The sequence below is a fragment of the Legionella sp. PC1000 genome, from assembly GCF_014109805.1.
In the GTDB taxonomy this organism is placed as follows: Bacteria; Pseudomonadota; Gammaproteobacteria; order Legionellales; family Legionellaceae; genus Legionella; species Legionella resiliens.
Window position 1 is genome coordinate 2,943,687 of sequence record NZ_CP059400.1, and the last position, 13,039, is coordinate 2,956,725.

The window sequence follows — 13,039 nt, forward strand, 5'->3', positions numbered from 1 at the left end:
GGCTACAGTAGTTCATTAACATGCATTACCCTGTAGCCTGGTAAAGGCGTAACCCGGGAAACTCAAGAAGAAACCAGTTCGTTGACTATTCAAAAAGCAAAGCCATAAAAATATGGTTTTCATATACCCCATCGATCCGCACCGCATTTTTATGTATCCCTTCTTTTACAAATCCATATTTTTCATACAGTGCAATTGCCGCCTTATTATGTTCGCGCACGGTAAGTTCTATGCGTGTTAACCCTTTTAACTGGGCCATCTGCAGTGCCCTGCTTAATAATGCCTCACCTATGCCCTGCCCTCTATAGGGAGCAATGACGCCAATTCCCAAAGACCCAACATGAGCAAATACAGGCCGGTCAAGCGGACTGATATCACACCACCCCACTAATTGATCCTGATGCATTGCTACAACTTGAGGCCAATTATTTTTAATATGATCTAAAACAAAATCTTTAGTTAATTGGATGGGCGGTCCTTCTAAAAAAGCTAAAAATTTACGCTCACGGGCTACACTATCAACCGCGGACCAAAATGCTTCGATATGTTTTTCTTGAATAGGGACAATAGAAAATTGCATAAGATTCTACTTAATTCTGGATCAAAAGGTTAGTAGAAAGAAGTTTTGTCTGGGAGTCAATAGCGATTATTCGCTTAATGGTAATATCACTTAAAAATTTGCAAGTACCAACCTGACACCTTGGCTGCAAGCAGCTGTCTCTTCATCATATCTCTGCTACGCCCTGCGGCTTGTCCGCAGGGTCCAGTATCTTAGCTAGATCTTCTGGATCCCGCGGAGAAGCCCTGAACGATCGTCAGTTTTTTAAATTTATCATGTACCACTTAAGTTTCTCTACGTACCGCTTAAATTTCTCTACGTACTGCTTTCCTACGTACCGCGCTTTATGCCTGAGAGACGTCGGAATAGACTGGGCTGATTTTTCAGGGATGTGTAGAAGATTCAGCTGCAGGCAGGCTCTATGTGGGCACGAAAAAATCTTGTTTGCAAACAGACAGGTTACATTGCTCACCGAGATCCGTGCCCAAAATTAAAATAAGGGGAAAATACAAAAAACATGCTATAGTGCAAATTTATCAACAAAACTTAAACAATATGGAAGAAATTACAATCTATCACCATCCTCGATGCTCCAAATCAAGAAAAACTTTGGAGCTTCTTCAGAATAAAGGGGTAAAGCCGGTTATTGTTGAATACCTTAAAACCCCGCTTAATCTAGAACAATTGAAAAACTTAAAGGCTCACTTTGCACTTAAAGATTTTGTACGAACCGATGAGCCTGTTTTTAAAGAACTGGGATTGTCCCTGGATAATGAAAATCAAGTGTTACAGGCGATGCTCAAAGAACCCATATTAATGCAACGCCCAATAGTTACTTATAAAGACAAAGCCATTATTGGGCGTCCGCCTGAGAATGTTTTGAAATTATTTGAATAATTGCTTATTGGTAGCTTGGGTTAAGAACTGAATCCTCTTCTCATCGCTTAAAAAATCAGCCCAATACTATTTCGATGTCCCGTCCCAGTTCTTGTTTACGGAGTTGGCCGCGGGATCCAGAGATCTGCGCTAAACACTGGACCCCGCGGACAAGCCGCGGGGCGTAGGTAGAGATGTGATTAAGAGGCAGGGTGGAGGAAAGCGGATCCCGGTTACAGGTATTTATTAGGATTTTAATTGATTCGGACAACCGGCTTGATGAAATGATACGAGCGCATCATAGATACCCTGGTAATCTGCAAATGCATTTCTATTTGCTTTAATATCATCAAAAACCAGGTCTGTTCTACCACACGTTCCGGCATCTGTGATATTTAAATGATCACCACTCGCTTTTTTATAGGCTATAAACGTTTCACCGCAATGCAAATGAGGTCTTTTTGACGCATTATTGCCTAAAAACTCCTGATTACCGCAATAAGTTTTCTTAAAGTTAGGTTTAAGATGAGCCATGCCGGCAAATGCATTTGCGGAAATTGAAATAATAAAACATGCTGCTGTAATTGAGAATTTATTCATCATAGAGTTCCAAAAAAATTGTTAAGAGATAAATTTAACACATCTCAGTACAGTAACCAAGATTCAATTTATGAAAGTAAGTATCTGTTTCTTGAGCACATCTCTGCCTATGCCCGCGAATAACTCGTTGTCTCTTGATCATACCTCCGCCTTCGTCCCGCGAATAAACTGTTGTTTCTTGATCATACCTCCGCCTTCGTCCCGCGAATAAACAGTTTGTTTCTTGATCATATCTCCGGCCTTCGTCCCGCGAATAAACTGTTGTTTCTTGATCATATCTCCGCCTACGCCCCGCGAATAAACCGTTGTGTCTTGATCATATCTCCGCCTACGCCCCACGGCTTGCCCGCGGGGGTCCAGTGTTTTAGCGCAGATCTGCTTCCGGATCCCGTGGATAAACGGTGGGATGAGATATCGAATTAGAGCAATGAGCTCTATTTTTGCATCACATAACTTCCAGGTGCAGAAGGTAATGAGGAATCAAGATGCGGTAACGAAACACGTCTTTGCGAACTGTTGTCGACTAACCATTCATGCCAAGCAAACCACCAGGATCCATCTCTTTTTTTTGCTTTGTCCACCCATTTCTTAGGCCCTATATAAGACATGTTTTTTTTGTTTTCAAGAATAGAATAATAGCGCCCAGGATGATTAGGTTCACTGACAATACCAGCGTTGTGACCACCACTTGCCAACACAAAGGTAATATCGGTATGCATCATAAGATGGATTTTATATACAGACTCCCAGGGAGCGATATGGTCATGTTCAGTACTCACTGCAAAAATGGGTACATGAACATTCTTGGGCGCCACTATTTCATCCTCAACGCGAAAATGTCCCTCTGCAAAATCATTTTGCAGAAAGAGTTTCTCAAGATATTCTGTATGCATCTTATAAGGCATCCGCGTAGCATCAGCGTTCCAGGCAAGCAGGTCAATCATGCCGCGTTTTTTACCCGTCATGTAGTCGTCAATCATTTTTGACCAAATCAAATCGTAAGTACGCAACATCTGAAAAGATCCCGCCATATGCTTGGGATCAAGGTACCCTTTTTCCCACATCATGTTTTTAAGAAATGCGATTTCGCTTTCAGTGATGAACAGCATGAGCTCGCCTGCCTGTGTAAAATCCCCTTGTGCTGCCAGGAGCGAAAGGCTTTTAAGACGACTGTCTTTATCCCTTGCCATTGCAGCCGCTGTAATCATTGCCAGAGTCCCGCCAAGACAATATCCCACCAAATGAATTTTTGTCTTGGGTAAAATAGTACTTACCGCATCGATTGCTGCCATTGCGCCTTGGCGATAATAATCATCCATCCCTAAATCACGGTCTTTTTCATCCGGATTGCGCCATGAGACCATAAAGACCGTATGTCCTTGTCCAACAAGCCATTTAACCAAAGAATTTCCAGGGGATAAATCCAGAATATAATATTTCATGATCCATGCAGGTAAGATGAGTATTGGTTCTTTGTAAACAGTTTCAGTTTTTGGTTCATATTGAATTAATTCAATCAAATGATTTGTAAAAACTACCTTTCCAGGAGTAATCGCAACATTCTTGCCTGGTTTGAACTTTCCCGCACCAGGAGGAGGCAAACCAGCCAATCTTCTTAGCGTATGTTCCACGGCAATTTCTGTACCTTGAATCAGATTTACGCCACCACAACGCATCGTTTCATAAAAAAGATCGGGATTAGTCATTACGAAATTGGAAGGCGATAAAGCATCAAGTAATTGACGAATACAAAAAGAAACCGTACGTTCTGAGCGCTTGGAAAGTCCAGGAACTTTTCGTGTTGCATTACAAAACCACTCTTCAATCTGGAGAAAAACTTCAGCATACAAACGCCATGGCATCAATTGCCAATTCTCCTTATGAAAGCGCACATCTTTTCCTTGAGCTGGTTGTTTGTCACACAACAGATGCGCTAAAAATTCATCGGTATGCAGGAGAGGATAAAAAGCCAATGCCAATAAGTGTCCCGGCGATTGCGCTAATTGCAAAAGCCAGGCACAATGAGCAGTTCCAATTACAGCAGGACTCATGCCCATTGTAATCTTACCTAGATTTGCCTGATACAATTTATTTATAAAATAAAAAAAATCATCCAATTTATTTTTATAGAGTGAATATTGGGAATTATTAATCTCAGATGGAGGAGCAGATTGATTCTTCAAGCCTAAGTGAGTTAGGGCATTCTTTTCTTCAGTTCCTTTCATGTCAAATTCCTTTTGATTCCATCCAATAATGCTTCATGCTGCGATTTAAGTAAATACTGATGTAAATTATAGTATTATTTTCAATAGTGTGCGGGCATTACAATACAGATAAAGAAAATAAAATTATCTTGAGTTGGGCTAATATTTGAGTATGCTTAAAGAAGATATAACACGAATCGAGAGAAAAATGAAAAACCTACTGGCTATTTTATTGTGTGCCATATGTACTTCACTATTTGCAGATAATTTAGGCCAAAATACCTATGAAATAACATGTCAAAATTGTCATGCACCTCAATTTGCAAGCGGGATGAAAGCGCCCGCTGCTTTTGATAAAAAAGCATGGGCTACCCGTTTTAAGAACGCTGAACTGGAAGCCAAAAAAAATCCTGCAGAATATAAAACCGCAATGGATTATTTATTATCCAGCATGAAAAGTGGAAAAGGTCTAATGCCTCATGGTGGTTTGTGTAAGGAAGCGGATGTACCGAAGAAAAATTGTTCTGATGCAGCGTTCATTCAGGCCATAGACTATATGTCACAAAATTAGGTTTACCCGGTTGATCTTGGCCTCGCAGCGAAACGATTCGATTGAAAATCTCCTAGAGGCCTCATTTCGCTATAAATTTTAACTGAAATTTAATTCTTGGCGTGCTCAAGGTTGTCACGATACAAACCAATCAATTCCTCATGGGAAGATACCTTCTACAGTTCTATAAGAACTATTCATATTAGGGATTCGTCTCTACTAGCAATTTTTTTGCAGTTAATAAATCTAGATATGCTTTTTTCTTATCGGATGGATTACGTAAAAGATAAGCGGGATGATAGCTTACAATGAAGGGGATATTATTATAGTGATGCAATGTATTACGCAATTCTTTCAAAGGAAGTGGTTTATTAAGTAAAAATTGCCCTGCAAAACGTCCCAAAGCCAAAATCAAATGAGGTTGAATCAATTCAATTTGACGGGCTAAATAAGAACTGCATTGAGTTATTTCATCCAACTGAGGATCCCGGTTATTTGGCGGCCTGCATTTTAACACATTGGCAATGTAAACTTCTTCTTCAACGATTCCAATGCTTTGCAACATGTGATTGAGTAAACTTCCTGCTTTTCCTACAAAGGGAAGACCCTGTTTATCCTCATAAAACCCTGGAGCTTCACCAATAATCATCAGCTTTGCTTTTGCACTGCCGCGGAAAAAAACAGTTTGCGTGCGGGTTTTATGTAAAGAACAGCGAGTACACGCAGCTACTTCTTTTGCTAATGCAGATAAATCCTGCTCACATGAAGAATGAGGCTGGCGTAACTCCCAGAGATCGATTCCCATAGCCTGTAGATAATAACGACTTAAAGCATCTGACATAGAAAGCTCATTTCAAATATAAATTGCTAGAGAAAAATTGAAGGGTTATTTTCGTTTTTAATTTTTGATAAATCAATGCTGCTTTTATGAAAAATAATTTAGCCTGGGCTCAGCGCAGCGAATCCGAGGAACTCCCTAAGTTTTTTTACCCTACGTACTGCGCTTTATGCGCGGTACGTAGAGGAATTAGAGCAATATGAATAGTTACCTCTCCAAAAATTTAGAGGCCTCTTCAAGCATCACTTGGCGTACTCTTTCAAATTGGGCCTCATTCCAGATATTTTCAACACGTAAAGTTCCGTTATCGAGGCATTTCTCATAAGCGGCTAATCCAATCAATATATGGGAAAATTTAACCCTCCTAAATTTGCTTAATGCTGCAAGTAAAGTCAATCGTTCAATTTCAGACCCTGAAATATCATCACCAAACTCACCCTCGACTCCATTAAACTGCAGAGTAAACCATTCTTCTAATGATTGCCCGCACATAATAAAGCTGTGAGATATTTGTGATCCCCCCAGCACTCGGGTCTCCAGATACTGCTGAATATCAACACAAATAGTATTTTTCTTTATGTATTGTAATGCTTCATCAAATAATAAGGTTAATTTAAATGTCTCAACCTGTACCACAGCACGTAATTCAATAAGAGACTTAAGCAGATGCTGATTTTTCAGTTGTCTTTCTTTAGAACGCTTACCCAAAGACGCATCCATATTGTTCTTTGCCTTTTCTATTTGATGGTCGAGTTTATTAATTATCCTTTGTAAGCGGGTCGCATTGCTATCTTGAGTTAAAATTTGCGCACGCAACCAATCGTTCAGTTCTGAAGACAAAGATTGTGCTTGCTTGCTTAAAAATGCTTTTATTAATGCAGCATTAAAATCATGCTGAGTTAATTGATCATATAATTCAGCTGCTTTTATATAAAGATTTGCATGTTCTTCCTCCAAATGTTCCTCCAAAATTTTGCGCTGTAAATCATCAATTTTGGCAACATTGCTTATTTCAATCATCCCTCCTCCAGGCAAAAGATAAAATCCATGATGTTGCGCAAAACGAATTCGTCCCTGTGGATCCACATGGATTCTATCTACTGCTTCATTTTCAAGCTTTCCACCCATTTGAATTTGAATGGGGTATAACTGAGCAGCAGGAGGACAATCAATATTAAGCTCATCCAAGTTAAAAAGATGTGATTTATTGGTTTTCTTTAAATGAGTTTTTTGTGCAGTACGAAATTTTTCCCAAATTTCTGGCGTATACTCACGAATTGGATGTTTCAATCTCATTTGACCTGGAGTTTTACCAAACTCAAACCAAGAACTTAATTGCTTATCCATTTCCATGTCATAGAAATCGAATAAAATATCAAAATACTGCTGATGCTCCATACGGTGTAACACATCAGCGTAATTAATAAATGTCGCTGCATAAGCTAAGACTTTATAATGAGTCTTTGCTTGAGTCTGATCAGTGACTTGGCCAGAAAGTTTCTTGATTTCTGCGATCTTATCCTGCACCATGGTGCGTCGACCATGCGTATTCGCTTCTTTATATTGGATTAACATTGGGCCGATATCTGAAAATAACTGCACGATGGTTCTCCTATTAAATTAAAGTATTTTAAAACTCTAAATGTACTTTGAACTAATTCAATACCCTAATTTATTCAAGTTTTTATGTCATTATAGTTAATGATTTTGAATTATTTTGTTAATATATCCTTCTGTTGTCATTTAGGATGAAAAATAATTCATGGCATTAGCAAAAAATCCAAATCCTTATTCAGCGGACACAGCGTTTCAAGATGGCAGATTACGTCAAGCTCAATTCAAGATGCTTGCCATGCTTGAAGTAGTGGATGCTATCTGTCTTAAACATGGTTTGGACTATTGGCTTGATGCGGGGACTCTTTTAGGGGCTGTACGGCATCAAGGGTTTATCCCTTGGGATGACGATGTGGATATTGCCATGCCACGGGCTAGCTACGAACACTTTTTACGTGTAGCACCTACAGAAATCCCTAACTGGATGTGGTTGCAAACGGTTCATAGCGATCCAGGCTATTTTAATATGGCTACCCCTTTAAAAATCAGAGATCGCTCCAGCCGTTTTATTGAAAAACACGAAAAAGGTAATGAACCTTACATTCAAGGTATTTTTATTGACGTTTTTGTCTATGACACCATGCCTCTAGATCCCAAACAACGTAAGCGATATAAATTCTATGCTAAAAAGCTCTCACGTTTATTAAGTACTAAATACAGTAAAGTAAAAATAGGACACTATCCTGCCTTTTATAAGGCTATAGCCTCTTTTTTTCCCAAGTCTCTGCTTGAGTTGTGCTTGCAAAAAATTATTCATCAGGCAAACACCAGTAAAAGCCCTTATATAGGACGAGGTTATAATTGCGTAGGAAGAAATTTAATCAAAAAGGACGAAATATATCCTTTGCAACGAGTTGCGTTTGAGACTAAAGAATTTAATATTCCGCAAAATGCAGAAATATTTCTTATTCAGCAATATGGAGATTATTTGCAGCTGCCTCCTGAAGAGCAAAGAGTAATGCGGCATTGCAAAGAACTTATCCCTCATCTGGAAGAAATTATCTAACCCCCTTTTCCTTACTGGCTTACCCCTTTTTTGCCTGCTTGCCGTGCTTTATGCACGGCATCCAGTCGCTCTGCATGAGGCAAAAAGCTGGATTCCGCGCATAAAGCGCGGAACGTAGGGATTTTGTTTTATGCGATAAGATGCGGTTGCCTTGTCCATATCTTTTTTGCCTACTTGCCGAGCTTTATGCGCGGCATCCAGTCGCTCTGCATGAGGCAAAAAGCTGGATTCCGCGCATAAAGCGCGGAACGTAGGGATTTTGTTTTATGCGATAAGATGCGTTTGCCTTGTCCATATCTTTTTTGCCTACTTGCCGAGCTTTATGCACGGCATCCAGTCCCTCTGCATGAGACAAAAAGCTGGATTCCGCGCATAAAGCGCGGAACGTAGGGATTTTGTTTTATGCGATAAGACGGGTTTGCCTAGATATTGACAGATAATCACGCAATCGGTTATTATTATACCCAATATCAAACAAGCACATCATTTAAAGAGGCTTAAACACATCATGGACATTCTCTCTTAAGTACGCCCTAAGCACAGGGCAATGACGGTAGCAGTCACACTCAAACTGCCTATTTGCACTACTTAAGTGAGTTACATGATGCATAAGCCAATTCAATTGAAACATCTTTGTCTTTCTTTCCCCCATAAAACATGTTTTGTGGACTTTAGCGGCCAAATTGTCTATGGCAGTCGTATTGCGATTATTGGGCGTAACGGCTCTGGAAAATCCACCCTGCTTAAATTACTTGCAGGAATACTTGAGCCAACTGATGGTGACATCTGTTTTCCAAAAGAATTAAACATAGGTTATGTGCCGCAAATTATTGAAGAATTTGATTCATTAAGTGGAGGGCAACGTTTTCATAAATTATTAACTCAAGCGCTAGTATCGGATCCTGATCTTTTGATGCTTGATGAACCCAGTAATCACCTGGATCGTAACAATCGCCGCTCTTTGATGAGGATGCTTTCTGATTATAGGAATACTTTGATTATGGTGACGCATGATATTGAATTATTGCAATCCACTGTAGATACGATTTGGCATATCGATCATGCTGAAGTACGTGTCTTTACAGGATGTTATGCGGATTATTTACGAGAAATCAATATTCAACGTAGTACGATTGAAGGTGAAATTGCAGATCTGAGACGTCAGAAAAAACAGATCCACGCAGATATGATGAGAGAACAAGCACGGGCTAAGAGCAGTAGAAATCAAGGTGAAAAACACATCCTCCAGAGGAAGTGGCCTACCATCGTTTCGCAGAGCAAAGCAAGAAATGCCCAAGAGACTTCAGGTCGTAAAAAAAGTGCAATCAATCAAAAAAAACAGGAATTAACTGAGCGCTTATCTACGCTTTACTTACCTGAAGTCATTCATCCTAAATTTGCTGTGCACGGGGTAGAAACCAATCAGACTTTAGTGACAGTCAGTGAGGGTACTGTCGGTTATGAGAACAATAATCCTGTTCTACGGGAATTGAGCTTCTCAATAAAAGCACGCGACCGGATTGCGATTCACGGGAAAAATGGCTCCGGTAAATCTACCTTGCTCAAAGCCATTTTGAGCAATGAATCGGTAATAAAAAAAGGAATCTGGGCTGTTCCTCACTCTCATGAGATTGGTTACCTTGATCAGCACTACAACAATCTGCCATTAACAAAGACGGTATGGGAAGCCATAAGTTGTTTAACGGATAAATCCTATACCGAAATCAGGAGCTTCTTAAATGATTTTTTATTTCGAAAAAATGAAGAAATAAATGCGTTGGTATCAACCCTATCCGGTGGAGAAAAAGCCAGACTTTCCTTGGCACAAATCGCAGCAATTACCCCCAAACTACTTATTTTGGATGAAGTGACAAATAACCTGGACAGAGAAACCCGGGCTCATGTAATCCAGGTACTCAAAGTTTATCCAGGCGCACTGATGGTGATTTCTCATGATTCTCATTTTTTGAGTGCTATTGAAGTTACCGACGGATATGAAATAAAGGATGGATTATTACGATCCATATAGGCCTGTTTCCTGCGCTTCGGTACTCAAAAATCAGGTCATTTTGACTCAAGTTAGCGAAATGTAAACAGGCCCTTCTAACAAAAACCGAGTAAAAAGTATGAATAAAAAAAATAGTTCACTAAGCAAATTCTTCCTCAGTCTGATAAAGCCTTATAAAGGGTATGTTATTGGATTATTACTTACTGCTGCATATTGGGGAATTAATAATTCACTTTCTCCTTATATGTTAAAGCTTATTATTGATAAGGTTGCTGCATATTCAGGCGATAAAGCAGCTGTATTTAATGCGATAAAACCCAATGTCATCGTGTACATTACGCTTTGGGTTTTGATTGCCATGGATATGCGTCTTTCAGATTGGTTCCGACTAAAGTTATTCCCCTACATCCGTTATGATTTAGTGAATCACATGTTTGCCTACTTGAATCAGCATTCACATCGCTTTTTCCAAAATAACTTTGCAGGAAGTTTATCAAATAAAATTTCTGATATGACTGCAGGCACTATAGCGATATTCACAACGATCGATGATGCAGCAGCTCAAATTGTTGGCCTTATCATTGCAATTATCAGTATGTTGCTTGTGCATCCTGTATTTGCCTTAATTTTACTTATTTGGGCGATTGTATTTTTGGGAATTGCAATGGTTTATTTCAAGCCGGTTCAGGAACTGTCTAATATGTTCGCTACCAGTAAAACAACATTGGTCGGGAAAATTGTTGATAGCATAAGCAATATTACGAACTTGCGTTTGTTTTCCAGAGCAAGCTTTGAAAACAAATTAATCCAAAATACAGCTCAAGATACCACAGATAAAGATCAGACCATGCAATGGACTATTTTGAAAATGCGTACTTTTTGGGATGTAAGTATTATTGCGCTGATTGCTGCCAATTTATATGTGTTAGTCGTTATGTACAGTAAAAATCAAGTATCAATCGGCGATTTTAGTTTCATTATCTCACTATCGATCAGCATTTTTTATAATTTATGGTATCTGGCAAGTCAATTTGTCCTTTTTGCAGAAGAATTAGGTAAATGCAAACAAGCCCTGACTCTGATTTCAGAGACACATGAGATTGCTGATAAACCCAATGCACAACCGCTAATCGTCACTCAAGGTCATATTGAATTTAAGAATGTAAGTTTTCATTATGATGAAGGAGCGCATCTTTTTAAAAATAAATCTGTAGTAATAAAGCCTGGGCAAAAAATCGGTCTTGTCGGTTTATCGGGCTCTGGAAAAAGCACTTTTGTTAATCTGATTCTCCGTTTGTTTGACGTAGAATCGGGACAAATTTTGATTGATGGAAAAAATATTTGCGATGTGACCCAAGACTCATTGCGCGAAAACATTGCTATGATTCCTCAGGATGTGACTTTATTCCATCGTACTTTAATGGAGAACATTCGTTATGGCCGCATTGATGCAACGGATGCAGAAATCATTTCAGCGTCAAAAAAAGCACACTGCCATGAATTCATTTCCCGGCTTCCTGAAAAATATAATGCCTTGGTAGGTGAACGAGGAATTAAGTTGTCGGGAGGACAACGACAAAGAATCGCTATTGCCAGAGCAATGTTAAAAAATGCACCCATTCTCATTCTGGATGAAGCGACTTCTGCCTTGGATTCACTAACTGAAAAATTGATTCAGGATGGTCTGGCTGTGTTAATGCAAAATAGAACGACTATTGTTATTGCGCATCGACTCTCGACTTTATCCGAAATGGATCGCATCTTGGTTTTTGAAAAAGGGCGTATTATTGAAGACGGTTCGCATGAAGAACTTATTAAAATATCGAGTCATTACAGTCGTATGTGGCAGATGCAAGCCGGGGGATTTTTACCTGATAAGATGTAGCAACGTGCATCCTTTCAAAATTGTAGCCTGGGTGAAGGCGTAAGCCGTAACCCGAGAAATAATCGGTGAAAAAAATCCCGGGGCCGCTACGCTGCACCCAAGCTACAATGCTAACGCTTTTTAAATTGAAGCTTCTTCAGTGACTGTTCTTTTATTTTGTGCATGCTGAATGATCATTTCAGAAAGTGCTTCTGGTGTGACATCCTTTTTAGCATCAATGGCACGTTCGCTCCATTTAGGAATTCGCACTGCCTTAAAAAAATTATCTTCAGCTTGTTCAAAACGTTTATCAAAATTGACCGTATGAATTTTGCTAAATCCAGTGATGTTTCCCTCATCATCTGCATCCAATTCCACAATGGCTTTTTGAATTGCAGTTTTAGCATCTGATTTTGTACCCTTGATTTTTTCCTCCAAAGTCTTTTTAGCATCTTCTATCGTTTCAGAAAAAAAGACCTCATGACCTAATGAATAACCACAAACGTGTTCGAATGCTACTGTGTGGAAAGGAGAAACTACATAAGAAGCTAAATCCGTAAAACCATCACCTATCTTGGTATATGCTGGACTAACGATTGCGTATATCTTTTTCATTTTATTCCCTAAAATTTAAAATATATAAAAAGTCCGTTCACGAATAGGAACTGACCCAATCTCCGTGTAAATGCGTTTAAATAGTATCACATTTGTCTTATTTGTATATGTCTGAAATAACTTGGATATAAATCCTGTTTACACCCAAAACTGCTAGCCGTTGATACAACTCATTCCAAGTAAGTGATGCCAATTCCACTTTAAAATAATAGCGAAGAGCTCCAGCTAAAATATACTATAGTGTTTGGGGCCGCCCAAATAATGCAGGAAAAACTTTTGCGGAAAACCATTGAGAAATCAAAATT

The 13,039-nt window shown here is 39.2% G+C and carries 12 protein-coding genes; 5 read left to right on the top strand and 7 right to left on the bottom strand.

Annotation, left to right across the window (positions count from 1 at the left end):
- Nucleotides 1-85 precede the first annotated feature (85 nt).
- Complete coding sequence (locus tag FOLKNPGA_RS12835; RefSeq protein ID WP_182350275.1) at nt 86-580, bottom strand: GNAT family N-acetyltransferase; 495 nt, start codon at nt 578-580, stop codon at nt 86-88.
- Between the two features lie 534 nt (nt 581-1,114).
- Here FOLKNPGA_RS12835 and arsC point away from each other — a divergent pair.
- The gene (gene arsC, locus FOLKNPGA_RS12840) at nt 1,115-1,456 is read left to right on the top strand and encodes an arsenate reductase (glutaredoxin) (protein ID WP_182352860.1); all 342 of its coding nucleotides are present in this window, start codon (nt 1,115-1,117) and stop codon (nt 1,454-1,456) included.
- 225 nt (nt 1,457-1,681) lie between these two features.
- Here arsC and FOLKNPGA_RS12845 read toward each other — a convergent pair whose 3' ends face one another.
- From FOLKNPGA_RS12845 to FOLKNPGA_RS12855, 3 genes are all read right to left on the bottom strand, one after another.
- Nucleotides 1,682-2,038, bottom strand: a complete 357-nt coding sequence (locus tag FOLKNPGA_RS12845; protein ID WP_232891237.1) for a hypothetical protein — start codon at nt 2,036-2,038, stop codon at nt 1,682-1,684.
- 135 nt (nt 2,039-2,173) lie between these two features.
- Nucleotides 2,174-2,311, bottom strand: a complete 138-nt coding sequence (locus tag FOLKNPGA_RS12850) for a hypothetical protein (protein ID WP_182350276.1) — start codon at nt 2,309-2,311, stop codon at nt 2,174-2,176.
- A gap of 158 nt (nt 2,312-2,469) precedes the next feature.
- A complete protein-coding gene (locus tag FOLKNPGA_RS12855; protein WP_182350277.1) occupies nt 2,470-4,260 on the bottom strand; it encodes an alpha/beta hydrolase in 1,791 nt (596 codons plus the stop codon).
- A gap of 187 nt (nt 4,261-4,447) precedes the next feature.
- On the opposite strand from FOLKNPGA_RS12855, the gene FOLKNPGA_RS12860 reads away from it, so the two are divergent.
- Nucleotides 4,448-4,810, top strand: a complete 363-nt coding sequence (locus FOLKNPGA_RS12860; protein WP_182350278.1) for a cytochrome c5 family protein — start codon at nt 4,448-4,450, stop codon at nt 4,808-4,810.
- Between the two features lie 181 nt (nt 4,811-4,991).
- Here the strand turns inward: FOLKNPGA_RS12860 and FOLKNPGA_RS12865 are convergent, their stop codons facing one another.
- On the bottom strand, nt 4,992-5,630 hold the full coding sequence (locus tag FOLKNPGA_RS12865; protein WP_182350279.1) for a uracil-DNA glycosylase family protein: 639 nt from the start codon (nt 5,628-5,630) through the stop codon (nt 4,992-4,994).
- Between the two features lie 204 nt (nt 5,631-5,834).
- A complete protein-coding gene (locus FOLKNPGA_RS12870; protein WP_255465975.1) occupies nt 5,835-7,229 on the bottom strand; it encodes a hypothetical protein in 1,395 nt (464 codons plus the stop codon).
- 160 nt (nt 7,230-7,389) lie between these two features.
- Between FOLKNPGA_RS12870 and FOLKNPGA_RS12875 the strand changes: the two genes are divergently transcribed.
- The 3 genes from FOLKNPGA_RS12875 (at nt 7,390) to FOLKNPGA_RS12885 (ending at nt 12,140) form a co-directional block, all read left to right on the top strand.
- A complete protein-coding gene (locus tag FOLKNPGA_RS12875) occupies nt 7,390-8,247 on the top strand; it encodes a phosphorylcholine transferase LicD (RefSeq protein WP_182350280.1) in 858 nt (285 codons plus the stop codon).
- Nucleotides 8,248-8,848: 601 nt separating this feature from the next.
- Nucleotides 8,849-10,276 carry an ABC-F family ATP-binding cassette domain-containing protein gene (locus FOLKNPGA_RS12880; protein ID WP_182350281.1) on the top strand — a complete coding sequence of 476 codons (1,428 nt, stop codon included), beginning with the start codon at nt 8,849-8,851 and terminating at the stop codon, nt 10,274-10,276.
- Nucleotides 10,277-10,373: 97 nt separating this feature from the next.
- Nucleotides 10,374-12,140 carry an ABC transporter ATP-binding protein gene (locus FOLKNPGA_RS12885; RefSeq protein WP_182350282.1) on the top strand — a complete coding sequence of 589 codons (1,767 nt, stop codon included), beginning with the start codon at nt 10,374-10,376 and terminating at the stop codon, nt 12,138-12,140.
- Nucleotides 12,141-12,260: 120 nt separating this feature from the next.
- Here the strand turns inward: FOLKNPGA_RS12885 and FOLKNPGA_RS12890 are convergent, their stop codons facing one another.
- On the bottom strand, nt 12,261-12,734 hold the full coding sequence (locus tag FOLKNPGA_RS12890) for a hypothetical protein (protein WP_182350283.1): 474 nt from the start codon (nt 12,732-12,734) through the stop codon (nt 12,261-12,263).
- Between the last annotated feature and the right edge of the window lie 305 nt (nt 12,735-13,039).